The organism is Gracilibacillus phocaeensis (assembly GCF_900626275.1).
Taxonomy (GTDB): Bacteria; Bacillota; Bacilli; order Bacillales; family Amphibacillaceae; genus Gracilibacillus; species Gracilibacillus timonensis.
Genome location: NZ_LR131144.1, coordinates 426,987 through 451,705, shown reverse-complemented (window position 1 = coordinate 451,705; position 24,719 = coordinate 426,987). Strand labels below are relative to the sequence as shown.

The following is a 24,719-nucleotide window of genomic DNA, read 5'->3' as shown; positions in this document are numbered from 1 at the left end:
GAAAAGTAGAAAGCTGCTTTATGGCAGGCATGATCGCCGCCATGAAGTAGCTTTTTTTGGTAACAATCCGGATCGTTTACGTCATGCAAACTATCGGCAGTTTCATAACAAGCGTGATTTTGCAATAAAGGTTGGTTTGATGCCTTCTTCTTGCATAAATAGACAGCTGTTTTTTTATCTATTGATATGATACAATTTTCCTATGTGTATTTTATTAAAGAAAGGATATACCAATGTTATTCCAAAAAAAATGGGTGACCGATTCCACCATGGAATTTGGGCATACCAAGAACAAGTACGATTACTTTGTGGATGAATGGCAGGACAAGTATAAAATCGTTCATACTTATCAAACGAACATCACTGATGAAAATGGTTTTAATTGCGTTTATTTTGATCACTATGCATTCCAATTTTCGGTTCTTGCCGTAAGATCCTTACATAACCAAAAGAATCATATCACCCTTGTAGGAGAAACGATCAATCTCACAGCGACAAACATTCATTTCAACGGAGACGTAAAAATCATAACAAAGCGACAAGAACAGACAGAAACAGACTTAGCCTATGCGATTGGAGAATCGGCACCTGATGAAGTAGTCGAGGCATTTATTCTCATTCCAATGAATAAAAAAGTACCAAAGAAATTCACATTGGAAATTGCAGAGCCTTGGGAGGTTTATCTTGATGAAGAAAAAAGTGATAAGATCGGCGAAAAAATAAGGTTATGTTTTACAAAGAAATAGAGGGATAAAAAATGCGGCAAGGTATGTATGGCGGAGAAGGTGGGATTCGAACCCACGCGACGCTTGCACGCCCTAACGCATTTCGAGTGCGCCCCCTTCAGCCGAGCTTGGGTACTTCTCCAATTATTGATGGTCATTGCTTATCACCGCACTTCGGTAATATAAGCTTGGTTATCCAAATGCTGATGAGAGGACTCGAACCTCCGACCCCTTCTTTACGAGAGAAGTGCACTGCCAACTGTGCTACACCAGCATGTTTTAACCACAAGAAATATCATAATACGAATGACACGATTTTTCAACCATTGTGAATTAAAAAACACACAAAAACCATCCGCCATACATACGGATGGTTTTCCTTATCCTTACAAAGCTTTCATGGAACCACCGTCTACAACTAATGTCTGTCCCGTGATATAAGTATTGGCACCTGATCCAAGAAATACAACCGCCTTTGCAAATTCATCTGGCTGACCTATTCTGCCGATGGGAATGTTTTCGCCAAGCTGTTGGATTTGTGCTGGCTGATAAAGATCACGGATGCGATCAGTCTCCATCGTACCTGGGCCAACTGAGTTAATCAAAATGCCGTCGCCCGCTAATTCCTGAGATAGACTTTTGGATAAACCCACAATCGCAGGACGAAACGTATTCGATAAAAGCAGTCCATCTAACGACTGTTTCATCGAGCTTGAGGTGATTGTCACGATCCGACCAAACTGCCTGTCCTTCATGGAAGGTGCAGCTGCGCGTACAGTTCGGATCACACTCATCAGTAAGCGCTCAAACGCTTGCTGCCAATCTTGATCAGCAAATTCATCAAATGCACCCGCTGGTGGCCCACCAATATTATTAATCAAAATATCGATAGAACCAGTCTCAGCGAATAATTGCTTGATCTCTTCTTCTTTCGTTAAATCACACATGACAGCCTCAACCTGTGCATTGCCTGTCTGATGAATGATTGTTTGTTTCGCTTGTTCCAGCTGTTGTTTATTGCGGCTTGCTATCCAAACCTGTGCCCCTTCTTCCGCATATAATTGGGCACAAGCCATACCTAATCCTTTACTTGCTGCTGTTACAAGAACTTTCTTGCCTTTTAGCTGCAAATCCATTCCATCACCTATCATCATCAAAGTATATCCCGCGCCACAAAAGTGTAACACGGGACTATCATGTATTATATTACATTTCTGTTAGTTTATTTGTATATAAATAAAAATGGGCTTCATTTTGCTCATCTAATGCTTGATCCACTAAGCGTAATAAATTGGTGCGTTCTAATTCCATGATGACTTGATCAATATTATCCTTTTTCTCCTCTGGTTTAGGGAGCATCATATAGGGGCTTAGAATCGTTGATAAATGCTGCTGGAAGTCCTTCACTTTCATTAGATCAGCTAAATGAATTCGATGAAACTGCTTTCCTTTTTGAAAAACAAAGACAGCCTCTTTATTCTCAATCTGTTGTGTATCACGTTTGATTCGGATTTCTCGTGCTTCAAGCGGGACGAAATGATAAACTTCCTCATCCATCAGCAGGGAAAAATATTGATATGCTAATACCACTCTTATATATTCTTGCTCTTCCTTAATGTAATATGGCTTTAACATTTTCACTGAAAACATATGGAGCACCTCCTCAAGAATTCACAACGCACTTTACTATACTTCTTATTTTACATGATATACCGAAAATAAGAAAGCGTTTGCAGACAATTTTATATAATTTCTCATCAGATTGCAATCATTACGTTTTAGAAAATGAAATGGATCATATTCTAACAGACCGTATGACTACAACGGCCACCTCCCCTTTTTCTCCTATCTTATGAAGCAGAGCTTATTTTGATGAAACAGATCGCACTCCTTTTGCTAACAAAAAAAGGATTGGAAAGTGTATGATATCTGCGGTATACTAAGCCTTAGATCATTTGAAGGAGTCTTTAACATGAAAGCGAAGATATGGCGTAATCGAAAATTATTTGGGCGGCGTGTCATCAAAACGGCTTTAGCGGTTTTTTTAACATCATTAATCTGTCAATGGATAGGGTGGCCCCCTGTCTTTGCAGTGATTACGGCTATTGTTACGATTGAACCAACTGCGGCAGCTTCTATAAAAAAAGGGATCGTGCGCTTCCCTGCCTCTGCCATTGGATCTGCCTTTGCAGTATTATTTATCTTTTTATTTGAGAATTCACCACTTACCTATGCCTTAGCAGCCTTCTTTACGATCATCACTTGTTATCGATTAAAGCTGCATGCAGGTCTGTTGGTGGCAACCTTGACTTCCGTTGCGATGATTGAGGTAATCGATACGAATTTATTTATATCATTTTTTACCAGATTGGGAACAACCACCATTGGTTTACTCGTTTCAACGCTTGTCAATATGTTTGTCTTTCCACCGAATTATTCTAAACAGATTATGACAAATATCCATGACCTTTTGCAGAAAATTGGTGAAGAATTGGATATTATTATTAAACAGAAGCTGCATACAAATAATGAATCTAAACAGAAAGAAGAAATGGTTCGGCGATTTCACACATTGAAAAAAAGTTTAGATCAAACAGAGAGACTGCTTCAGTTTCAGGAGGAAGAAGCGAAATATCATCGTCATTCGAAAGAGATGCAGAAAATGTTTGCTTTTGAAAAAAAGAATCTCTCCCGATTAAGGCTGATTCATTATCACATAGGTAATTTGGTTAACACGTCTATTAATAATGTATGTTGGTCCGATAAGCAATGTGAAGATATTTCAAATATGGTCGAAACATTAACTGATTTTATGAAACACCCAGACCATTATAAGGCAAGTGATTATAAGCTTCAGTTAAAAGCACTTATGGAGCAGTTCTGGGAAAGCAAGCAGCCTGAACAATCACATACCTCGATGTTTACACCAGAGGTCATCATTTTATATGAATTAGTGTCTATTTATAACATTGTTGAAGCGATATTGATTAGCGAGCAAAGATATCATTATTACGAAGACGAGGATAAAGCTTAATAAAAACAGCACCAAATCCTTAAATAGGCATGGCGCTGTTTGTCTGTTAATGACACACTACAGTCGGAATTTGCCTACTAAACCATTAAGCTGTTCTGCCAGGCTGGTCAGTTCTTTGGAGTTTGATGTTATTTCTTCCATTGCTCCACTGGCTTCTTCCGCTGAAGCTGACGTTTGTTGCACACCTGCCGCTGATTCCTCGGTAATAGAAGCAATTTCTTCCACGGAGGTATTGATTTCCTCACTGGAACGGGCAATAGACGTTAGATTACTGGTTGAATGTTTAATGTGCATAGTCATTTCATTGACCGCCTCATTAATCGATTCAAAGGTCGATCCTGTCTTCTCAATCTGAACAGATCCGTCATCAACGGATTGGTATCCTTCTTCCAATGACTGAGACACATTTGATGATTCCGTTTGAATATTCGTGACAATCCCCGTAATGTCGCTGACCGATGCAGTTACCTGTTCAGCAAGTTTTCTAACCTCATCTGCTACCACAGCAAACCCCTTACCATGCTCCCCCGCTCGAGCCGATTCAATCGCTGCATTTAGTGCCAGCAGGTTCGTTTGTTCCGCAATATCACGAATAACAGCAACCAACTTCGATATTTCTTGAGACTGAGCATCCAGAACTTTTACTTTATCAACGGCCTCGTGAACTACATGATGAATTTGTTCCATATGTTCAACCGATGAACGCATCATTTTCTGGCCGTCCTTCGTCATATCTAATACATGAGCTGACGTTTTGCCAAGACTCTCCCCATCTTCACTGGCAGCTTTTAATTTCTGAGAAAAATCTCCCATCTTGCTTGCGACGTCACCAGCGTGGTTTGCTTGTGTTTCCGTACCAGAAGCTATCTCTTCCATGGTAACACTAATCTGTTGTGCATTAGCATTCACCTCATTAGCAGACTGGTTTAATTGATTACTTTGACTGGTAACGGTATTCGAAACCGATGTTACCTGTTGGAGTATATTTCTCAGGTTATTACTCATTACATTAACGGCGGTGGATAATTGGCCAATTTCATCTTTTGACGAATAATCAATTGGCTCTACTTGTAAGTTTCCATCTGCAATCTCTTCACTGACGTAAAGCAGCTGAGATAAAGGACGGGAAATGCGGCGGGTAACCACATAAATCAAGAGAACACTCAATACAACAGAAACACTAATCGTAATGACCAATGTCACCATGGCCTCTCTTTGACTATCTTTGGCATGCTCGGAAGCAGCCATAAATTCCATGTTAACCATGTCTTCCAGCTCTTCTAATTGATTGATCACCTCCAATTGATAGGCAGTAGCATTTTGAACTTCCCCCTCTGCCATTTCCAGATCGTCTTGATTCATATAAGACACAATATTGGTAAAACTCTCATTCAAGGCATAATTTAATGAAATTACCCTTTGAAGCAGATTCTTTTGTTCTGCATCCGTGATGTTCTGCTCTAGTGTCTCTTTTATTTTTTCGAATCTGTCATTTCTCTCAGAAAAATCCGCCTCCGTTTCTAACGATGGGTTATCCTTATACTGGGAAATCCAGATCATCTTTGCCCGGATCAAAGAACCTAACTCGGTGACTTGAACAGACTTTTCCCCACGATTCTCCATAACGTCAATTTCCTGATACATATTATTTAGAAATATACCAACCATAATAGACGAGGCGAAAAATAATAGTAATACAACGCTAAGTATGACTCCGTATTTTCTGCCAAGCTTTAAATTATTAAATATTTTCATTTGTTTCCCCCTTGATGTACTTGTTTTTCTATATTTTTAGGTAAAAACTCATAATCATTGTAACATCAACAGATACTTTTGTCCTATTTTTGGTGTGAATATTTTGTAACATTTAGAAAGTGATTTTTATAATTCAACTCAATGAATCTGGTAAATGATTGTGCTAAATAAGGCTTTTTCGTTACAATATAGATAGTATACTCATAAAGGCAGGAAATCTTATGAAACTATTCGATATTTCAGAATATGCCGTAATGGCTGTCTTCTCAGAACAAGAAACGGATGTAAACCAGCTGCTCAATTGCCGACAACAGCTTCGTCAACACCCAGCCGTAACTGAAGTCATATTAGGATATCAAAGCATCACCGTCTATTTCAGGATTGATCAGTCCGATCATGCGAGCTTAAAGCAAGAGCTGACAGTCCTTTTTTCTCAAAAAAAGGAGAAGCCGGTTCAAGGCGTGCTCCATCGCATACCTGTTTGTTATGAACAAGCTTATGGTATTGATATAGAACATCTTAGTGAGTACCATCAATTAACGTTTGAACAAATCATCAGGCTGCATACTACGCCGACATACGATGTTTGCTTTCTCGGCTTTTCTCCTGGATTTCCTTTTTTGTCTGGGTTAAATCCTGAATTGGCTACCCCAAGGAAAGAAACGCCTAGAACCCATGTCCCAACAGGTGCAGTAGGAATTGCCGGTCATCAAACGGGTATTTATCCAGCTTCTTCTCCTGGTGGCTGGCAAATTATCGGACAAACACCGATCGATTTACTTACTCTCGAGGATACAGAACATCCCACCCTGCTGCAGCCAGGTGATCAACTACAATTCTATGCTATCAGCAGCGAGGACTACCATAACATCCAAAAAAAGGAGCGAGATAGCCGTGACCATTGAAGTGATTGAGGCAGGTTTACATAGTACCATTCAAGATGCGGGGAGAAGTGGTTACCAGTCCTATGGCTTTTCGCTCAGCGGTCCGATGGATGAATATGCTGCTCAATTAGCTAATATACTAGTAGGTAACCCAATGAAACAGGAACTGTTGGAATTAAGTTTTATTGGACCAACATTACAATTTCATCATCCAGCGATTATCGCTATTACTGGTGCTGATATGTCAGCTAATCTCAATCAACAGCCGATTCAATTAGGGCGCCCCATTCAAATAATGGCAGGTGATACCTTACAACTTCGCACCGCAAAAGTGGGGACATACAGTTATATCGCTGTTAAAAATGGCTTCGAAATACCGACCGTTTTAGGAAGCAAAAGCATGGTAGTGCGTACAAATATTACAGGTTTATTGGGCAGCCCCCTGGCTGTCGGTGATATGATTCCTTGTCTTCCACAGGACAAAGGGAAATGCCCTTTTCATTGGGGAATTGATTCCTCGTTTTTTTCTTATATAACTAACCAACCCCAGGTTATCCGTTACCTTGAGGGTGCACAAACAGATTGGTTCCCTCCTTCTGCTTTGGAAAATAAGCCATGGAAGATCTCCACGACTTCTAACCGGATGGGATATCGTTTACAAGGAGAAGCCATTGCAGCAAATGAACAAAAACAACTAGCAACAGAGGCAACCAGCTTTGGGGCAATTCAAATCCCTGCCAATGGACAACCGATTATTCTAATGGCGGATGGGCAGCCGACGGGCGGTTACCCAAAAATTGGACAAGTGATTCGGACGGATTTGGCCACTCTAAGCCAGATTCAACCCGGATGTCCTTTTTATTTCAAGAAGGTTTCCTTAGCAGAGGCCATTAGAAAATGGAAACAACGACAATATAGTTTGGGAGTCAGACAAAAGCTGATTCGCGAAAAATGGAAGGAAGAGCACTTATGAGGAGAATTAGCTTAAATTGTGACCTTGGGGAAAGCTTTGGGGTTTACCAAACAGGAAATGATCAGGCTATTATTCCCTTAGTTGATGAAATCAATGTGGCATGTGGTTTTCATGCCGGTGACGCACATACAATGAACCAAACGATAAGGCTTGCTAAACAACATCATGTGGAAGTCGGAGCGCATCCCGGCTTGCCAGACATACAAGGCTTTGGCCGGAGACGGATGCAAGTAACGGCGCAAGAGGTCTACGATTGGACCGTTTATCAGATTGGGGCGCTCAAGGCATTTACCGAGATCCAGCATGTGAAACTACACCACATCAAACCGCATGGAGCTTTATATAATATGGCTTGCCAAGATCAGCAGTTAGCCCTGGCAATTGCTCAAGCTGTTTTTGATCTAGACCCATCCCTTCGATTAGTTGGACTATCGGGAAGTGAGCTGATCCATGCGGGTTCAACAGTGGGATTAGCCGTTGTCAATGAAGTATTTGCTGATCGACGTTATCATAACAATGGCAGACTCGTCGCCCGTGGAACTCCCGGATCGCTGCTCCATGATACCGAAAGCGTTATACAACAAGTAAGGCAGATGCTTGACAATGGAACCGTGATGACACAAGAAGGCAACGAAATCCCTATTATAGCCGATACTATCTGTGTACATGGCGACAATACTGCCGCCTTGGAATTAGTTAAGCAGATCCGAACCATTCTGACGTCACGTTAACTTCATTACACAGATATGAAAGGCGGATTGCTGGGATTGTTATGGGCGCAGGGGCGGATTTTGCTTTCTCCAGTCCGCGAGATTCTTACGGACAACATTTTGCGATTTGGTGGTTTTTTGTCCGTTAGATTCGTTTCTTACGGACAGTATTTTGGGATTCGGTGTTTTTTTGTCCGTTAGATTCATTCTTACGGACAAAACTTTGCGAGTCGGCCGTTTTTTGTCCGTTAGATTCATTCTTACGGACAAAACTTTGCGAGTCGGCCGTTTTTTGTCCGTTAGATTCGTTCTTACGGACAAAACTTTGTGATTCGCTGGTTTTTTGTCCGTTAGATTCATTCGTTCTTACGGACTGTAGCACGCAATTTGCTCTCCTCAGTCCGCGAGATTCTACAGACAGTATTACACGATTCGGCGTTTTTTTGTCTGTTAGATCGGCCCACGTTCTTGTGAAAAAATAAGCCGCCTCCCTACTAAGACTCACCCCCTACCCTATCCGTCAAAAAACTCCCTTTATAAAAAACCCTTATCCAAATGCAGATAAGGGTTTTAACGATAATGATATTTGAGCAGGCAGCGATCTAAAAAATCTTGAGGTAATTTATTTACTGCCTTTTTCCACAGGCTGACATGAATAAACACAAAGGGACACAACACCACCATTAAAGCACCTGGTAGATAAAAGATAACCAGTGAAAGCACGAGTGCAAATGAGGCAATCAATAATAAATCAGGTAAAGCCGCTAGGGAGATGACCCACGCGTTCTTCCATAACAGCCTCCCTTTTAAATGGGTGCTGACTAATAATGGGAGCATAGCCAATAATACCATGGAAAAGACGATACCTATAAATATCTCACTTGCTTGAAAAAGAATGGATTCGTTGTTTAGAAATGGAGGAAGCACTATCAGCTTCAAACCAAAGACAGTCAAAATTGAAAGGATGAATAAGGTTACATAAATCGTCCTTTTAAAATAACTAACGAAAGCATAGTAGAAGGACTTCCAAATTCTTAAGTTTATGCCATGCTTGGACCAATCCAAAGCTACCGTATACAAGGCAAGGGTTGCAGGAATAACCGTTACCACACCTAAGGAAAAGAACAGCCACAACAGTTGTAACGCTAAGAAAGCTGCGATAATCTGCAGCACACGAAACAGAGGGGATTCTGGTTGATCCAAATTTATCACTATCTCACTCCTTCCCATTGTCCATCATTCGTTATTTATAGTATATCCGTTTGTAGCTAGATTAAACGCAGCGAAGCATATCAAAAAAAGCCTCCTTATTTGGTTGGCTGTTTTCCATCTTACACAAATCACTCTCACAAATAAGCCGCTGGAATCTAAACATTCCAGCGGCTTGCTTGTTTATTCTATAAAGCCCTACTTCATTTCAGGTAATACCCTAACTTCTTTTTCCATGTTGGATTGGCAAATCGGGCACTTTGGTTTCTCATCGAATGAGTAGTTTTCCCGCATCCAGCCTTGGCAATCATTGCTTTCGCAAACCCATACATTGGTTTCTACATTTTTGACAGGCTCTTTTTGATTATTAAAATAAGCCATTTGGCACTCCCTTTCAATGGGTGATACCTTTATTATACGCCTATTGGGCATTAAATTCAAAGTTATTCCGAAACACCTCTTAAATAGAAGCGATATTGGTAGCTTCGATTTGAATGCAAGCGATACTCGGTGTGTGGCAGCTGGCCCCAACTATCATCTCCGCCAACACCAGTTTGCCAACCGTTAATTCGGATCGATACCTTATCTGTTTTTGGTAAGCGATAATGATGACTGGCGGCTTCTAATTCAAACGGGCTATATGGTACGGCACTCACGTCCACCACAGGGTCTCCCGTAATTTGTAGTCCTTTACCAGTTGTATCGATGATGCGGAACCAGCGAACACCGCGATGATTACCACTCTCTTGTGGCTTCAAATAAGGCTGTAGCTGACTTGCCACATCGGCATGATGAATCGCTACTTTACCACTAGTCTCCCGATCCCAGTAGGTCTCATGCGGGCCTTGACCAAACCATGTTAACGTCTGAAAATCATCGGGCATCTCCATGCGCAGACCTACTTCAGGAATAAATGATGTTCCTTCTCCAGGGATAAGCTGGTGTTCGATCTCCACTTCTCCTTGACTATCCACCAAATAGGTCAAACGCGCTGTTGAAATGGGCTCTGTCGGCATTCGAAAATGGGCGGTAATCTTTACTTCTGTACCTGTTTGACTGGCCTGCATGTTTACCAATTCTCTTGACAGACTAGCCTGGTACCATTCTTGACTCGTTTGATCAATCTTAGCGCCACGGTCGTTATCCGTAGTAGCTCGCCAGTAATTAGGCAAAAGCGGTGTAGAAACAAGAGGCTGCCCCTTTTGGCTGTAGTTCGTTAAACAACCCATTTCCTTATCAAAATGGATGCAAGCATCTCCCGCCTGCACCAAGTAGGCTTGATCTGTTTCGTTTAATTGGATGGTGCCTGTTGCCAGTGGTCGCTGTTTAGCTGCCGGAATAAAAAACTGTGCAAAGGCAATTTCGTGATCCGTCTCTGCCCACACTGGAGATTCCTGATATACCAGGCGCAGGGTAATCACTTGTTCTTTTTCCACGGCAAATGTTGAAGTGTCATAGTCCAATGAAATGCTCTCTTCTTGCCCTGGTGCTGTATGTAATACCATGGTACCAGATTGGAGCTCTTCCCCATTTTCTTCCACCAGCCAGATCAACCGGTAATCTGTCAATGATTGAAAAAGGTGCTTGTTATGAATAACAAATCTGCCTTTTTCTTTATCTTCACAGTGAAAATCGACGTTTTGATAACAGGCCTTCGTCTCCATTAATTTTGGTGAAATCTGACCGTCTGCAAAAATAAGGCCATCACCAGCAAAATTCCCATCATGAGGTGATTCGCCAAAATCGCCACCATAAGCCAAAAACGACTCGCCTGACTCCATTTGACGTCTTAACGCCTGATCCTTCCAATCCCAAATAAAACCGCCTTGTAGTACCTCGTATTGATCAAACAGACGGGTATACTTATGGAGATTTCCGTTTGAATTCCCCATCGCATGACTGTATTCACAAATAATATACGGTTTTTTCTCACCAGGTTGTTTGGCATACGCTTCTACCCGGTGTGGCGGAATATACATGGTTGATTCAATATCGCTTGCCGCATCCGAAGGCCGGTAATGGAAGGTTCCCTCGTAATGTACCAGGCGTGTAGGGTCTTGCTCACGAAAATAGTCTGCCATCCGCAAGAAATTATCTCCGCCGAACGATTCGTTGCCTAAAGACCAAATCAGGATAGACGGATGATTTTTATCGCGTTCAAACATCGATTGGCAACGATCCAGTAGATTGGCCGTCCACTCCGCTTTGCTGCCTGGCACTGTATCCTCCAACTCCTGCTGTCCATATCGCCACGTCCCATGTGTCTCCAAATTCACCTCATCAATCACGTACAGCCCATATTGATCGCATAGTTCATACCAATAAGGATGATTAGGATAATGTGATGTCCGTACAGCATTAATATTATATTGTTTCATCAGAGTAATATCTGCCAGCATATCTGTTTCGGTCACCGCCCGTCCATGATCTGCAGTAAATTCATGACGATTCACCCCTTTAAAGATGATTCTTTGTCCGTTAATGTGCATGATGTTGTCGATTAATTCAAATTGACGGAAACCTATTCTTGTCGAATATGTTTCGATTATTTGGAGGTTTTCATCTAAAATAGTAAACTGCAAGGTATAAAGATAAGGAGTTTCTGCGCTCCATTTCTTTGGGTTCTCCACGGTTGCGGTTGTTTTTATTTCCATCTTTTCTTGATCAGAAATATCCAAATCAATGGATTGCTTGATGACCGTTTCTTGCTCTTCTGATAACAATTCAATTTCCAAACGACAAGCCGCAATGGACTTTTTATGATAGTTTACTAGTTCTGCTTGCACCTCTAACGCTGCATGCTGATAATCTTTATCCAAATTTGTTCTAATACGATGATCATACAAGTGGACATCGGGCAAGGCATAGAGAAACACATCGCGGAAAATGCCACTCATTCTCCAAAAATCCTGATCCTCTAACCAGCTGGCATCTGCCCAACGATACACCTCTACCGCCAGCTTATTCTCCCCTTTTACAAGGTATGGGGTAATGTTAAAGGCAGCAGGGGTAAAACTATCTTCGCTATAACCTACTAGTTCTCCATTCAACCAAACATAAAAGGCCGCTTCCACACCAGCGAAATGCAGGATGACAGGCAGTTCCTCCCATCCCTCTGTGATGCTAAAATGAGTAACATATTGACCGACTGGGTTATAATTAGTCGGCGCAAATGGTGGCTTGATATCATCATGTTCTACCCATGGATAGGTCACATTGGTGTATTGCGGATAATCATAACCTTCTAACTGCCAGTGGGCAGGCACCTTGATTGTATTCCAGTCCGTATGATCATATGTGGTTTGATAGAAATCAGGGATTCGCTGATCCGGTCTCTCTGAAAAATGGAAAAACCACTGTCCATTTAAGGAATGGTAAAATGGCGAATCCGCTTTCTTTCTTTCAAAAGCTTGTTGCTTATGAAGATATGGAATTGCTAGGGCATGCTGTGGTAAGCGATTCAATGAAAAAATCTCTGGATTGTTATTCCATTCCGGGTATCCATTGACGGGACGCTTGTAATTTAACTTCTCTTTGTTTAACATTATATTGACCACCCTTCCTGCATGATTTATCTGATACTAGCGCCTGTGTCTGTGAATCTCCAAAAATACCAAACGCTTACATCGAGATAAAAGATTGATTTTTCTTTGATAGCATCATAAAATAACGAGTAAAAATAGTCAAGTTAAATTTTACTTTAAGGTAGTGTGATAAATGGCGACAATTAAAGATATAGCAGAAAAGGCAAATGTTTCTATCGCTACAGTGTCCCGTGTTTTAAACTATGACCCCAGCTTATCTGTCAGTGAAGCAACGAAAAAAAGAATATTTGAAATCGCGGAATCACTCTCCTATCAAAAAAATGCCGCACGTAAAAAAATAACGAGAAGAATTGCTTTCGTTCACTGGGTAACCGAGGAAGAGGAATTAACGGATTTATATTATATGGGCATTCGACATGGGGTAGAACAACAAGCCAAAGAGGAACATTTACATTTAGTAAAATATACGGTAAAAGAAATCAATAAAATACCTAAACAAATCGATGGTGTTATTGCTGTGGGTAGATTTAGTGCAGAGCAAGTGGACCGTTTGCAGAAAATTACAAAACATGTTATTTTGATTGACTCAGATGTACAGCATCCAGGCTGTGATGCCGTTTTGGTTGATTTTCAAACCGTGATGAAGCAAGCGATTGATTATTTACTTAGTCATGAGACCAAAACGATCGGTTTCATTGGAGGTAACCTGCAAGACGAGATCGATATCCGGGAGCAGTTTTTTCGTGACTACTTACAAGCCCATCATCTGTTAAAAGAAGAATTGATCATAAAGACACCGTTTAGTGTGGATGATGGCTATCAAGCTATGCAGCAGTTCTTAACAAAAACTCCCCCTGCTAAACTTGGCTTTATTGCGGCCAATGACCCGTTAGCGATCGGCGCCCTCAAGGCCATGCATCAAGCCGATATCGACATCCCTCATCAAATAAAGCTGATTGGGATCAATGATATTAGCGTATCGAAATATGTCTATCCTGCCTTAACAAGTGTAAGGATCGAAAAGGAATGGATGGGAAAAACCGCCGTGCAGTTGATGATGGAAAGGATAAAGGATAACCGGGAAGTAGCTAAAAAGGTCTATCTTGATACGGAGCTGATCATAAGAGAAACCACCTGAGTGCAATCAGGTGGTTTCTGTTTCCTATTCGGATGGAGGCTCGGACATTAATATGTCCATAACTTCCTCGGTTCTTTCATGATTTTCTGAATTAACGGGGAACATAATAATCAGGTCATGAAAGGCAGGGTAAGCCTCAAACATGGGGATATCTTCGGTCGCTATGCCATATACATCTTCGGTGCCGAAACGGTATAATGTCGCTTCCTGCTCTTCTAGCGAAGGAAGATCAACATATTGATCGACAGGCATTAATCCTTGTTCTCCTTGAAATTGATCGGCCAAAGACTCACTAGCAATAATCACATCGATCATATTTGCCCCCATATTTGCCCAAAATTTCTGTACCTGAGCGTAGTCCACATCCTCCAGGGAACCACTTTCTGTGATCATACTATCTGTTATGACGCGAAAATCATTCAGATAATGATCATTTAAATCGGTTGAAAAGGCCTCGGCAGTATCATAAGGAACCTGTCCCAGTACAGTGATCTGAAAGGTTTCTTCTTTCTCGCCAAATACCGTTCCTAAGATCGACCATAAAAACGCCACTCCCAATATGGTACCAATAATATGTAGTTTATAATATTCCCATATGTAATCAACCGCTTCCTTAAAAGACATCGTTTTCAATGTTTCCCATAATTTCTTCATACGCCTGTCTCATCCCCTTGTTTCTGTCTCTGATAATCAAGTATAACATAGTTTGATAGAATCAAGCGAGACTTATTAGGGACGTTACATTCATTTCTCTTCCTGTCTAGGAATGAGAGTTTCCACCATGATAAAATAAGATTGGGTCTGCTTTATTTATTCCAATCAAATCCTATACTATTTAAAAAAGCCTTCGCCAGTACGGTGTGACCCGTCGCCCCAGGGTGGATACGATCCCAAGCTAGAAAAGTAGGATGTGTATGCTCTAATACGGCATTAAACGCCGCTTGGCTGTCCACATAGGTTAATTGATGCGCAAGCGCTAACCGTACAACCGCTTTCCCATAACGATCCATTGCAGCACGCATGGCATCGTTTGAATTGGTTTCGATAAAGAACGGGGTCATCAAAACGATTTTTGTTCCTTTCGACTTCGTTTCTTCGATAAGCCTATTTAATGTCCGCTCATATTCGTCAAGATACACATGCTTCTCCGTTATAAACGGCGAGTCAAATTGACGCCACACATCATTAATACCAATCATGATCACCAACCAGTCCGGTTGTTGTTCCATGACATCTATTTCCCAACGCTCGCTCAGGTCCCTTACCGTATTACCTGACAATCCTTTGTTCACAACGCGAATACCTAATTCTGGATAGCTCGCTTGCAAAAAGGCATCAACGATAGAAACATAGCCATTTCCCAACGCACCAAATAACCCCTCACCTACTGGCTTTTCCCGGTCGCAGTCTGTAATCGAATCGCCAATAAACAACAATTTTTTCCTTGCTGGAATATCCATTGTTTTCATCCTTTTTATCGTTTTTTTCTTATAGTGCGTGTTCACAATCCTGATGAAAGGTCTCGCCGGCTAATACTGTAACGTCTTGTACGTCGAAAATTCAAAGAGATTCCTCTTTTAAATACCGGCTTTAAACAACTTCTTACAGGTTTACTTTCTTACCTGTTTCTATACTTTCCATCGCCGCAAATACCATCTTCATACTTTCTATATTATCGAAACAACTCGTTTCGGCTGAACGTTCTTGATCCAAGGCAGCAAACATCTCATCCAAACAGCCAAAATGACTTTCGCGACCTTGCCAGCTGTTAGGCAACGAATATCTTTCCATTTCCCGCAAAAATTGCATGTCTTTCTTTTCTTGAACTACTTCTGCCTCTACCTTATCAAAACCATCCCACGTAGCCGTTCCTTTTGTGCCAATAATGCGCCAATCTCCATTCCATGACGTGCGCAAGCCTTCTGCCGCCCAAGAACCTCGATAAGTGTAAACAGAACCATTCTCCATTTCAAATATACAAGTCATCGAGGCATAACCATCATACCAAGATCCAGCCGGATCAAAGGCATGACAATAGACAGAGGTAGCATTACATCCTGAAATAAACCTCGCCTGATCAAACGTATGAATCGCCATATCCACCAGCAGCGGATGCTCCATCTTTTCTCGAAATCCACCGAAATGGGGACCCAAATAAAAATCGCTGTTGATCGTATGAACCTCGCCCAACAGCCCTTGTTCCACAGCAGCACGCAATGTCCTGATTTCCTGCAGATAACGACGGTTTTGCATGACATTATAGGCTCTGTCTGTTTTCACTACCAATTCAAGCATTTGGTTTGCATCTGTTAAACTCTCGGCCATCGGTTTTTCTCCGAAGACGTGACAGCCCGCCTGTAACGCAGTAGAAACAATGTGTGGATGAGCAGCGGGGATCGTTGCATCAAAAACAATCGTTGCCCCTGTTGTCTCGATAGCTACCTGTAAATCTGTAAAAATAGGGACTTGTAATTCCCTTTCTTCTGCCTTTTGCTGAGCAGCCTCTTTCTTTACATCAACCAGACCTGCTAATTCTATAGTTTCTTGCTGGTCTGCATAATCCAGCCAAATATTAGCCATGACACCACAGCCAACCATGATCACTTTATGTATATTCATATTTCTTCACCCCTTTATTTATGATAGCGGATTAATTGGTCAATTTCCAATGTTTTTCTGATAAACTGGAAAAAGAAATAGGGGAATCAGAAAAGGATGGTAAACATCTGATAGATAGTAATTGCACATTCCTTTCCTACGCACAAAACTCGAAACCTCTGACTGCATCAACGGTTCCGAGTTTGTCCGTTCACATTCATTTTCACTGACGAAATGCCATCAACTGTTGGCTTAATTGCTTGGTTTGGTTATATACACCCTGGTATAAAGGAAACAATTGCTGATAGGCTTCGACATTCTCTGGGATCGGATAATAGGTATCAGCTTCTTCTAAAAAGACATCTGCACACGCCTGTAATGAATCAAACCAGCCTGAGCCATATGCGGCTAGCATCGCCGCTCCCATACCAGGTCCTTGCTCACTTTTTAATCGGATAATATCTGCATTAAATATATCTGCTTGCATTTGCAACCAAGTTGTATTCTTCGCACCACCGCCAATTGAATAAATGGCGTCAATGCGTTTTCCCTTTTCGCGCAGAATGGCCAGGGAATCGTTTAAAGAAAAGGTGATTCCTTCTAGCACCGCACGGGTGAAATGATTAAGGGTATGGGAGCTATCCATCCCGATAAAGCTGCCGCGAATACTCGAATCCCCATGCGGTGATCTTTCTCCAACAATATATGGAGAAAATAGTAATCCATTGGCACCAACTGATATGTCACCTACATCTGCTAGCAATTCATCAAATCCTTTTTCTGGGGCGAAGGTCTTCTTAAACCAGTCAAGACTATATCCCGCCGCCAATGTAACGCCCATGGAATAATAACGATTGGACTCCCCATGGTTAAAGTAATGCACTTTTCCTTGGTAATCCTTATCACCTGTCGCTTCATAAGATAATATCACACCAGATGTACCAATACTGACAAAGGTTTTCCCTTCTGATAAAATACCGGACCCAATAGCGCCACAGGCATTATCAGCACCACCGGCAAATACCTGGGTAGCTGGATCAAGCCCCATCTCATCAGCGATAGCTGGCATTATTGATCCCACATTCGCATGAGAATCTACTAATGGAGGACAAAGCGAAACGTCTAAATCAAGCAAATCACAAATTTCTTGACTCCAATCTTGTTTTGCAATATCCAACAGACTAGTTCCCGCAGCGTCCGAATAATCCATGTGTATCTTGCCCGTTAACCGGTACCGCAAATAATCTTTCGGCAATACAAATGTCGTCGCCTGATCAAATAATGCCGGTTGGTGCTCTCTCACCCACAACAGCTTGGGCAGAGTAAAACCCTCCAAGGCCAAATTTTTGGTCAACTCAATAAAATGGTCCTTGCCTACCTTTTGATAAATTTCCTGACATTGTTTGGTTGTTCTTGTATCATTCCATAAAATGGCTCGACGTAAAGGCTGATTATCTTTGTCTAATAATACTAGCCCGTGCATTTGACCGGAAAAGCTAATCCCTTCAATGTCTTTGACTTCTCCATCAAATGATTGAACCAGCTCTTTAACACCAGCAATCGTTTGACGCACCCAATCCTCTGGTTCCTGTTCGGAATACCCCGTTTTATCCTGATATAGCGGATAATCTTTGGCTATTTCCTTTACTACTTCTCCTGATTTATTCACCAACAACAATTTTACTGCGCTAGTGCCTAAATCTACGCCTATTACGTAACTCACTATTCAACTCATCCTTCCGTTTCATTGAAATGCAGTGTTAAGCTACAAGAAAGGCCTAGTCGAGCTTAATCAACTAAGCCATTCCTTCTGCCGTTTTTAGGCATTCATATTTAAGAGATATCGATTAATCGTTGCTTTAATAACTTCTAAACGACCAGATTTATTTTTTATTTCTCGCAGGTTCAAGGCATGCTCTTCTAATGACTTGAAATCTGCTTTTCCTTCTACGATATCCTTGCCAATTCCTTCTTTAAAGCTTGCATAGCGTTCATCGATCAGTTTTTCAAATACTTGATCCTCGACTAATTTACTAGCGACACGATATCCAATCGCAAAGTGATCCATCCCGGCAATATGTGCATGGAATAAATCGTCTTGTTCAAAGGAACCGCGCCTTACCTTGGCATCGAAATTTAAACCACCTGCGCCAAGTCCACCATTTTTGATTATTTCATACATAGCCAATGTCGTAGAATAAATATCAGCAGGGAATTCATCGGTATCCCAGCCTAGCAATGGGTCCCCTTGATTGGCGTCAACGGATCCTAAGATACCATTGACACGTGCATAACGCAATTCATGTTCAAAGGTATGTCCTGCCAATGTAGCGTGATTGGCTTCAATATTTAGTTTGAAATCATTTTGCAAACCATATTTCAACAAAAAGGCATGCGATGATTGCGCATCAAAGTCATACTGATGTGTGGTTGGCTCTTTCGGTTTTGGCTCCAGTAAGAATTGAGCACCAAAATCAATTTCCTTGGCATAATCAACCGCCATGTTGAAAAAGCGTGCCAAATTATCTTGTTCCAAGCCTAGATCGGTATTTAGTAACGTTTCATATCCTTCACGACCTCCCCAAAACACATAGCTTTCTCCATTTAATTCTTTACCTATTTCCAGTTGTTTTTTTACTTTGGCTGCTGCATAAGCAAATACGTCCGCATTATTGGAAGAGGCAGCACCATGCACAAAACGCGGATGCGTAAAGTTGTTGGCCGTATTCCAAAGCAATTTCACATCGCTCGTGTTCATATATTCTTTGATCATAGCAACGATCGTATCGAGATTATCGTTACTTTCCTTTAATGTATCGCCTTCTGGTGCTATATCGACATCATGAAAACAGAAATATTTCACTCCAAGCTTCTCAAATAATTCAAATGCCGCTTCCACTCTTGCCTTGGCTCGATCCATGCCGCCATATGTATCCCAATTACGAATGGCTGTCCCTGTACCAAATGGATCGCTCAAATCTTCGGTAAACGTATGCCAATAAGCCACTCCAAAGCGCAAAAATTCCTCCATCGTTTGACCATTGATCTTTTCTTCCGGATTATAAAATTTGAATGCAAGCGGATTGGATGAAGTCGCTCCTTCATATTTAATCTTGTTAACGTTTTCAAACCATACCATTTTATTCCCTCCATCTTTAAATCATTCATTTGAAATACGGTGTCCAACATCATGCTTTGTTTCAACACCTTGCCTTTAGTATAGCAATCTCTCCTTAGTTTGTCTAGCGGATAAACTAAGAAAATAGAAATTCATTCCACGGTATGCTACAATAGAAGGAAGATCCTAGAAGCTGGATAAACATTTATCAAAAAATGGAGAAGTGACGTTTTCTTGAGTATCAACTTTTTACAACATGATAATGAATCATCATTGGAATTGACACGTTGATGTGCCTAGGATGACATATTGGACTGGAATATTATACGGGAGACAAAGTTACCATTCTTATTACAATGTTCTATATTCAATGTCTTTACAAGATATATTACCTAACAAAAACGTAAGTTCATAAATGCTAGCGCCCCCCTACTTATTCGATTTCACCTACACATTCCGACATGCAGGTGGTGCAATAAATGAGGTTCAGAGGTGCGCAAGACATTGCGACGTTAGCCTGCCCGGTCGCATCTAACTATGATAGAAGGAAGTGAAATGATTGAATCAAACATGGAATCAATACGTCGTAAAAAAAGAGAATAAAGCACTTGTTTTACAAACCGTGCTAGAGAAGGCACCCATCTCACGGGCCTCGATTGCTCAGGTCACCGGTTTAAATAAAGGAACTGTCTCTTCCCTGATTAGTGAGTTAATCACAGAACATTTTATTTATGAATCTGGCACGGGAGAGTCCAGCGGTGGCAGAAGACCCGTCATGCTGTTACTAAATGAAAAAGCCGGTTATACGATTTCCGTTGATTTAGGGGTACACAGTATATTAGCGGTACTCACTGATTTACGTGGTCAACTCATTGCCGAACAAAGAGTCGAGTTCGAAAACAGTGAGGTGGAAGTTGTACATAAACTTTTGTTTGAATGCATTGATCAATTAAAGAGTCAGGCTCCTGCCTCTTCTTATGGCATTGTGGGGATTGGTATTGGAGTTCCTGGGGTGGTTACCAATGAGGGGAAAATTCTTTTGGCGCCAAATTTAGGATGGAAACAAGTACCGTTAAAGCAACAACTGCTCGAACGTTATCAAGTACCGGTTATTGTAGAAAATGAAGCCAATGCAGGTGCTTATGGAGAAAGGGTTTATGGTGCAGGCAGGCTATCCAATGAGATCGTTTATATCAGTGCCAGCATCGGAATTGGAGTAGGGCTTATTCTAGCCGGTAAGCTTTATAAAGGATTACGAGGTTTTTCTGGTGAATTAGGGCATATGACCATTGAAAAGGATGGACTGATCTGCCGTTGTGGTAATCAAGGCTGTTGGGAATTATATGCCTCACAGCAGGCTTTGCTTAATAAAGCTGAAGCCCTTGGATATGTCCATCCAACCATCGAACAACTCATTGCAGACGCCGATCGAGGTGATGCCAATGTATTGTCATTGTTTGAGGAGATTGGCGACTATTTGGGCGTTGGTATCACTAATATTATTCATATTTTCAATCCAGAACAAGTGATTATCGGAAACATTTTACAAAAAGCGGAGAAATATATTTTTCCAGCCATTCAGAAAAGAATTGAACAAAATGCAATCGGCTTTAATAAAGATGATGTGCATATCAATAGTGCCCAGTTGACCAAGCATTCTACCGTACTAGGAATGGCAGCCTTTACGATTGAAAAGTTTTTTGAAACAACTGGTGACCAGGTTGTCACTAGTTAGAAAGAACAGGTGGATTAGTCACTTATAACGAGCCATAATGGCCTAACTGCTAGCCTTACAATGGATGATAGGAGGCTAAGGGAATATGCTACATCAAAACTGTACAACCGTACGACAACATTTTAGAATGAACAGTTCTAGATACAGGAACTACCCTTCATGGAGAAATAGGATGATGAAATGAATCAGATTCATTCTCTCGGTCTGGAGAACGCCATTTCAATTCTTCAGTCCATAAGATTGGTTGCGAACGGAGGAGCGAATTCCGTTCCTCCGTTCATTAAAAAACATCAGTCATTGGTTATTGATTATATTCCCATGTAACGCACCATTCCCCTTCTTCCTGCACCAAAAAAACGGGCTGGCTTATTTCTAGATACCCATATTTACTCTCATATATGTAGGTAGCTGTCAGGCGATAGGCCGTTTGTAAAGAGGTGTTCTCATTGACTTGATAATCCTTTACCTTTTCCGTTTCACTCAATTGATAATCAAAAGCGGTCACCCCAAAATGCTCTAAAAACACATGGGCACGATCTTGCACATACTCACTTTTACTAAACCGCTCCTTCATAGATGAATGGAACAATCCCCAAGAATCACCAAAATCGCCCTGCTGTTCATGTTGATAAAAGGTGTCAGCTACCTTGACCGCCTGCCGTTCATCAGAAAAAAGATATAACAGCAAAAAAACGAACAACAAGATCAATATAACCAGCACAATAGATAGCAGGATGAGCCTTTTTGATTGTTTGTTTAGCCTTCTTCTACGCATGTCATCACCTAATAAATTTCAAAGTAAAAAAAGCGGGTTTTCTACACTATATTCCAATTCATGTTCATTTATTAATCTTCATGTTATTCATTTTTTATACAAATAGTTCTAATTACCTATTGTAATCGCTTTCTTTATTTTATATAATAAATTCAGTTGCAATATTAGTTGTTTTGTACATACTTTGTTTCATCTGATGAACAAAGTGTACAGTGTTTTGATTCAAAATAGATTGTCCCCCTTTGCATCCTATTTAATAATAGGGTGTCTTTTTTTATGCAAAAAGCACCTCTTCCTAATGGAAAGAGGTGCTTTACTTTATTTATATTTAATGTGCTTCTACTGTGTTAGGAACGACGTTTTTGGGATCTTTATGAAATAGTTTTGCTTTCAAAAATGGTAAGGCATAGCGATCTAGTCCATATCTGCCAGCGTTATAGCCTGCCACTAATAAGAAGACGGTCAATAATACCATTTGAGCATTGGTGCTGACGGTACCGCTGAATAAGAAAGCAAAATTCATCATGATTCCCATCAGTGCTGCAAAATTAGTGAATAAACCTAAGATTAATGCTATACCAACAAGAAATTCACCCCACATTACCAAAATACTAAAGATATCAGCGCCAGGTAAGGCTACTTTTTCTAAGAAAACACCCCACCACGCTTGCACGGTTGGATTCTCGCCGCCAGCATTGGCTACTGCCCCTTGTAGATAGCCGCTTGCGTCAAACCCTCCGGTTATTTTGTGCCAGCCCCCTGTGAGCCATTGATACCCCAAATATACTCGAATAAAAGTTAACACGATAGCTACATAACGGTTCTCCCTCAAGAATTGTACAAACATTTCTCCCACTCCCTTTTATTTTTGTTCAATACTTCACATAAAATGGTGAACGATTCCGTCTATTAATGAGTAATAACTGGTTTTTGGAACGGTTCTTTTGGATCTTTGTGAAATAGTTTTGCTTTCAAAAATGGTAAAGCATAGCGATCTAGTCCATATCTGCCAGCGTTATAGCCTGCCACTAATAAGAAGACGGTCAATAATACCATTTGAGCATTGGTGCTGACGGTACCGCTGAATAAGAAAGCGAAATTCATCATGATTCCCATTAGTGCTGCAAAATTAGTGAATAAACCTAAGATTAATGCTATACCAACAAGAAATTCACCCCACATTACCAAAATACTAAAGATATCAGCGCCAGGTAAGGCTACTTTTTCTAAGAAAACACCCCACCACGCTTGCACGGTTGGATTCTCGCCGCCAGCATTGGCTACTGCCCCTTGTAGATAGCCGCTTGCGTCAAACCCTCCGGTTATTTTGTGCCAGCCCCCCGTGAGCCATTGATACCCCAAATACACTCGAATCACCGCCAAGACTGCTGCTACATAACGATTACCCCTTAAAAACTGTACAAACATTTCTCCCCACTCCCTTTTGTTCAATTATTCACATAATAGTTTTTAATGTGTTATTAACTATTACATGTATATCATATCATCCCCTTTTTAATACGTCAATAAGTTTGTGTATATTTTCACATATAATTGTGTCTGAATTGTGAATGGATAGGTTTTATACAGTTCTTATCACTTCTGGTGATTCTCCAGCCATGATATTCTAGTATAGAAAGGTGGAATGATCAATGATTTTTGAAAGCACACGATTATACACAAGAGAAATGGCAGCAAGTGATTTGCGTGCTTTATCCAGGATTCTGCAAGATCCACAAACGATGTACGCCTATGAACATTCGTTTAGTGATGAAGAAACAATCGAGTGGTTGGATGGTCAAATCGATCGCTACCGAAAAGATGGCCATGGGCTATGGGCATTGATACACAAGGATACGGATGAAATGATTGGTCAATGCGGCTTAACTTATCAAGATTTCGCTGGAGAGTCTGTATTGGAAATTGGTTACCTGCTAAGACGGGATTGTTGGCATCAGGGATTTGCAGTTGAAGCGGCGAAAGCTACCAAAAAATATGCCTTTGAATCACTGGATGTGGATGAAGTTTATTCTATTATTCGTGACAACAATATTGCTTCCATGAATGTCGCCATCCGTAATGGCATGACAATAAAAGGAAGATTCACTCGTCATTACTATGGAATGGATATGCCCCATTACGGTTTCTCCATTGGTAGAGCGGAATATTTAGCTGAATAACCTGAGGCGCAAGATAAAATGGGTAACTAGTTTGAAGATTGTAGCGAAAACAATGATAGCTTATTTTTCTGGAACACAGTTTGATTGCTTTGCGCTGATCCAATAGTTCCCTCTCATAACTATTACATACGGGTAGTCATCCAATCTAGCGGGTAAAATGAAGTGGTTTTAGCTGATCTTTTTTACTGTTTAGGGTCATTCTTACGGACAGTATTTCGTGATTTGGCGTTTTTTTGTCCGTGAGATTCGTTCTTACAGACTGTAGAATACGATTTGCTCTTCTTCAGTCCGCGAGATTCATTCTTATGGACCCAAGAACGAGACTGGCTCTCCTCAGTCC

At 41.0% G+C, this 24,719-nt stretch carries 23 protein-coding genes and 2 tRNA genes; 8 read left to right on the top strand and 17 right to left on the bottom strand.

Annotation, left to right across the window (positions count from 1 at the left end; genetic code table 11):
* Nucleotides 1-233 precede the first annotated feature (233 nt).
* Entirely contained in the window at nucleotides 234-746 is a 513-nt protein-coding gene (locus E0E32_RS09870) for a hypothetical protein (RefSeq protein ID WP_130859687.1), read from the top strand.
* Between the two features lie 28 nt (nucleotides 747-774).
* Here the strand turns inward: E0E32_RS09870 and E0E32_RS09865 are convergent.
* The 4 genes from E0E32_RS09865 to E0E32_RS09850 form a co-directional block, all read right to left on the bottom strand.
* Nucleotides 775-867 (bottom strand) — tRNA-Ser (locus tag E0E32_RS09865).
* A gap of 59 nt (nucleotides 868-926) precedes the next feature.
* Nucleotides 927-999: transfer RNA gene (locus tag E0E32_RS09860), tRNA-Thr, on the bottom strand.
* 112 nt (nucleotides 1,000-1,111) lie between these two features.
* Entirely contained in the window at nucleotides 1,112-1,861 is a 750-nt protein-coding gene (locus tag E0E32_RS09855; RefSeq protein WP_066196374.1) for an SDR family oxidoreductase, read from the bottom strand.
* A 70-nt stretch (nucleotides 1,862-1,931) separates the two neighbouring features.
* Complete coding sequence (locus E0E32_RS09850) at nucleotides 1,932-2,375, bottom strand: IDEAL domain-containing protein (protein ID WP_066192234.1); 444 nt, start codon at nucleotides 2,373-2,375, stop codon at nucleotides 1,932-1,934.
* Nucleotides 2,376-2,697: 322 nt separating this feature from the next.
* Between E0E32_RS09850 and E0E32_RS09845 the strand changes: the two genes are divergently transcribed.
* Nucleotides 2,698-3,759: an FUSC family protein gene (locus E0E32_RS09845; RefSeq protein WP_066192233.1), complete on the top strand. Its 1,062-nt coding sequence runs from the start codon at nucleotides 2,698-2,700 to the stop codon at nucleotides 3,757-3,759.
* Between the two features lie 57 nt (nucleotides 3,760-3,816).
* Here the strand turns inward: E0E32_RS09845 and E0E32_RS09840 are convergent, their stop codons facing one another.
* Entirely contained in the window at nucleotides 3,817-5,514 is a 1,698-nt protein-coding gene (locus E0E32_RS09840; RefSeq protein WP_066192231.1) for a methyl-accepting chemotaxis protein, read from the bottom strand.
* A gap of 221 nt (nucleotides 5,515-5,735) precedes the next feature.
* On the opposite strand from E0E32_RS09840, the gene pxpB reads away from it, so the two are divergent.
* The 3 genes from pxpB to E0E32_RS09825 are packed head-to-tail and all read left to right on the top strand — an operon-like array spanning nucleotide 5,736 to nucleotide 8,102.
* A complete protein-coding gene (pxpB, locus tag E0E32_RS09835) occupies nucleotides 5,736-6,419 on the top strand; it encodes a 5-oxoprolinase subunit PxpB (protein WP_130859686.1) in 684 nt (227 codons plus the stop codon).
* A complete protein-coding gene (locus E0E32_RS09830; RefSeq protein ID WP_130859685.1) occupies nucleotides 6,409-7,371 on the top strand; it encodes a 5-oxoprolinase subunit C family protein in 963 nt (320 codons plus the stop codon). The genes pxpB and E0E32_RS09830 overlap by 11 nt, the downstream gene beginning before the upstream one ends.
* A complete protein-coding gene (locus E0E32_RS09825) occupies nucleotides 7,368-8,102 on the top strand; it encodes a 5-oxoprolinase subunit PxpA (protein ID WP_066192226.1) in 735 nt (244 codons plus the stop codon). Before E0E32_RS09830 ends, E0E32_RS09825 begins: the two co-directional genes overlap by 4 nt.
* Nucleotides 8,103-8,226: 124 nt before the next feature.
* Here E0E32_RS09825 and E0E32_RS09820 read toward each other — a convergent pair whose 3' ends face one another.
* The 4 genes from E0E32_RS09820 to lacZ form a co-directional block, all read right to left on the bottom strand.
* A complete protein-coding gene (locus tag E0E32_RS09820) occupies nucleotides 8,227-8,463 on the bottom strand; it encodes a hypothetical protein (RefSeq protein WP_130859684.1) in 237 nt (78 codons plus the stop codon).
* Between the two features lie 188 nt (nucleotides 8,464-8,651).
* A complete protein-coding gene (locus tag E0E32_RS09815; RefSeq protein WP_161485707.1) occupies nucleotides 8,652-9,293 on the bottom strand; it encodes a DUF624 domain-containing protein in 642 nt (213 codons plus the stop codon).
* Nucleotides 9,294-9,488: 195 nt separating this feature from the next.
* Nucleotides 9,489-9,671 (bottom strand): cold-shock protein, encoded by a 183-nt coding sequence (locus tag E0E32_RS09810; RefSeq protein ID WP_066192221.1) that lies wholly within the window; start codon nucleotides 9,669-9,671, stop codon nucleotides 9,489-9,491.
* 62 nt (nucleotides 9,672-9,733) lie between these two features.
* Nucleotides 9,734-12,835 carry a beta-galactosidase, LacZ type gene (lacZ, locus tag E0E32_RS09805; protein ID WP_130859683.1) on the bottom strand — a complete coding sequence of 1,034 codons (3,102 nt, stop codon included), beginning with the start codon at nucleotides 12,833-12,835 and terminating at the stop codon, nucleotides 9,734-9,736.
* Nucleotides 12,836-13,007: 172 nt separating this feature from the next.
* Between lacZ and E0E32_RS09800 the strand changes: the two genes are divergently transcribed.
* Nucleotides 13,008-13,973, top strand: coding sequence for a LacI family DNA-binding transcriptional regulator (locus tag E0E32_RS09800; protein WP_066192216.1), 966 nt, complete (start codon nucleotides 13,008-13,010; stop codon nucleotides 13,971-13,973).
* Between the two features lie 24 nt (nucleotides 13,974-13,997).
* Here E0E32_RS09800 and E0E32_RS09795 read toward each other — a convergent pair whose 3' ends face one another.
* The 5 genes from E0E32_RS09795 to xylA all read right to left on the bottom strand — a co-directional run bounded on the left by E0E32_RS09795 (nucleotide 13,998) and on the right by xylA (nucleotide 19,710).
* Nucleotides 13,998-14,627 (bottom strand): hypothetical protein, encoded by a 630-nt coding sequence (locus E0E32_RS09795; RefSeq protein ID WP_066192214.1) that lies wholly within the window; start codon nucleotides 14,625-14,627, stop codon nucleotides 13,998-14,000.
* Between the two features lie 152 nt (nucleotides 14,628-14,779).
* Nucleotides 14,780-15,433 carry an SGNH/GDSL hydrolase family protein gene (locus E0E32_RS09790; RefSeq protein ID WP_066192213.1) on the bottom strand — a complete coding sequence of 218 codons (654 nt, stop codon included), beginning with the start codon at nucleotides 15,431-15,433 and terminating at the stop codon, nucleotides 14,780-14,782.
* Nucleotides 15,434-15,575: 142 nt separating this feature from the next.
* Nucleotides 15,576-16,592: a Gfo/Idh/MocA family protein gene (locus tag E0E32_RS09785; protein ID WP_130859682.1), complete on the bottom strand. Its 1,017-nt coding sequence runs from the start codon at nucleotides 16,590-16,592 to the stop codon at nucleotides 15,576-15,578.
* Between the two features lie 202 nt (nucleotides 16,593-16,794).
* Nucleotides 16,795-18,294: a xylulokinase gene (gene xylB / locus E0E32_RS09780; RefSeq protein ID WP_066192209.1), complete on the bottom strand. Its 1,500-nt coding sequence runs from the start codon at nucleotides 18,292-18,294 to the stop codon at nucleotides 16,795-16,797.
* 96 nt (nucleotides 18,295-18,390) lie between these two features.
* On the bottom strand, nucleotides 18,391-19,710 hold the full coding sequence (xylA, locus tag E0E32_RS09775; RefSeq protein ID WP_066192207.1) for a xylose isomerase: 1,320 nt from the start codon (nucleotides 19,708-19,710) through the stop codon (nucleotides 18,391-18,393).
* Between the two features lie 538 nt (nucleotides 19,711-20,248).
* Between xylA and E0E32_RS09770 the strand changes: the two genes are divergently transcribed.
* A complete protein-coding gene (locus tag E0E32_RS09770; protein WP_130859681.1) occupies nucleotides 20,249-21,424 on the top strand; it encodes an ROK family transcriptional regulator in 1,176 nt (391 codons plus the stop codon).
* Nucleotides 21,425-21,725: 301 nt separating this feature from the next.
* On the opposite strand, the gene E0E32_RS09765 is transcribed toward E0E32_RS09770, so the two are convergent.
* The 3 genes from E0E32_RS09765 to E0E32_RS09755 all read right to left on the bottom strand — a co-directional run bounded on the left by E0E32_RS09765 (nucleotide 21,726) and on the right by E0E32_RS09755 (nucleotide 23,627).
* The gene (locus E0E32_RS09765; protein ID WP_130859680.1) at nucleotides 21,726-22,199 is read right to left on the bottom strand and encodes a hypothetical protein; all 474 of its coding nucleotides are present in this window, start codon (nucleotides 22,197-22,199) and stop codon (nucleotides 21,726-21,728) included.
* 328 nt (nucleotides 22,200-22,527) lie between these two features.
* Entirely contained in the window at nucleotides 22,528-23,046 is a 519-nt protein-coding gene (locus E0E32_RS09760) for a DoxX family protein (protein ID WP_066192200.1), read from the bottom strand.
* Between the two features lie 62 nt (nucleotides 23,047-23,108).
* The gene (locus tag E0E32_RS09755) at nucleotides 23,109-23,627 is read right to left on the bottom strand and encodes a DoxX family protein (protein ID WP_066192196.1); all 519 of its coding nucleotides are present in this window, start codon (nucleotides 23,625-23,627) and stop codon (nucleotides 23,109-23,111) included.
* A gap of 224 nt (nucleotides 23,628-23,851) precedes the next feature.
* Here E0E32_RS09755 and E0E32_RS09750 point away from each other — a divergent pair, with 224 nt between their 5' ends.
* On the top strand, nucleotides 23,852-24,379 hold the full coding sequence (locus E0E32_RS09750; protein WP_066192194.1) for a GNAT family N-acetyltransferase: 528 nt from the start codon (nucleotides 23,852-23,854) through the stop codon (nucleotides 24,377-24,379).
* Nucleotides 24,380-24,719 lie beyond the last annotated feature (340 nt).

Excerpts from the sequence above, each read along its gene's own strand:
- E0E32_RS09870 (WP_130859687.1), top strand. The coding sequence starts at position 234 with ATGTTATTCCAAAAAAAATGGGTGACCGATTCCACCATGGAATTTGGG.
- E0E32_RS09855 (WP_066196374.1), bottom strand. The coding sequence starts at position 1,861 with ATGGATTTGCAGCTAAAAGGCAAGAAAGTTCTTGTAACAGCAGCAAGT.
- E0E32_RS09850 (WP_066192234.1), bottom strand. The coding sequence starts at position 2,375 with ATGTTTTCAGTGAAAATGTTAAAGCCATATTACATTAAGGAAGAGCAA.
- E0E32_RS09845 (WP_066192233.1), top strand. The coding sequence starts at position 2,698 with ATGAAAGCGAAGATATGGCGTAATCGAAAATTATTTGGGCGGCGTGTC.
- E0E32_RS09840 (WP_066192231.1), bottom strand. The coding sequence starts at position 5,514 with ATGAAAATATTTAATAATTTAAAGCTTGGCAGAAAATACGGAGTCATA.
- pxpB (WP_130859686.1), top strand. The coding sequence starts at position 5,736 with ATGAAACTATTCGATATTTCAGAATATGCCGTAATGGCTGTCTTCTCA.
- E0E32_RS09825 (WP_066192226.1), top strand. The coding sequence starts at position 7,368 with ATGAGGAGAATTAGCTTAAATTGTGACCTTGGGGAAAGCTTTGGGGTT.
- E0E32_RS09810 (WP_066192221.1), bottom strand. The coding sequence starts at position 9,671 with ATGGCTTATTTTAATAATCAAAAAGAGCCTGTCAAAAATGTAGAAACC.
- lacZ (WP_130859683.1), bottom strand. The coding sequence starts at position 12,835 with ATGTTAAACAAAGAGAAGTTAAATTACAAGCGTCCCGTCAATGGATAC.
- E0E32_RS09800 (WP_066192216.1), top strand. The coding sequence starts at position 13,008 with ATGGCGACAATTAAAGATATAGCAGAAAAGGCAAATGTTTCTATCGCT.
- E0E32_RS09795 (WP_066192214.1), bottom strand. The coding sequence starts at position 14,627 with ATGAAGAAATTATGGGAAACATTGAAAACGATGTCTTTTAAGGAAGCG.
- E0E32_RS09790 (WP_066192213.1), bottom strand. The coding sequence starts at position 15,433 with ATGGATATTCCAGCAAGGAAAAAATTGTTGTTTATTGGCGATTCGATT.
- E0E32_RS09785 (WP_130859682.1), bottom strand. The coding sequence starts at position 16,592 with ATGAATATACATAAAGTGATCATGGTTGGCTGTGGTGTCATGGCTAAT.
- xylA (WP_066192207.1), bottom strand. The coding sequence starts at position 19,710 with ATGGTATGGTTTGAAAACGTTAACAAGATTAAATATGAAGGAGCGACT.
- E0E32_RS09765 (WP_130859680.1), bottom strand. The coding sequence starts at position 22,199 with ATGCGTAGAAGAAGGCTAAACAAACAATCAAAAAGGCTCATCCTGCTA.
- E0E32_RS09760 (WP_066192200.1), bottom strand. The coding sequence starts at position 23,046 with ATGTTTGTACAATTCTTGAGGGAGAACCGTTATGTAGCTATCGTGTTA.
- E0E32_RS09755 (WP_066192196.1), bottom strand. The coding sequence starts at position 23,627 with ATGTTTGTACAGTTTTTAAGGGGTAATCGTTATGTAGCAGCAGTCTTG.
- E0E32_RS09750 (WP_066192194.1), top strand. The coding sequence starts at position 23,852 with ATGATTTTTGAAAGCACACGATTATACACAAGAGAAATGGCAGCAAGT.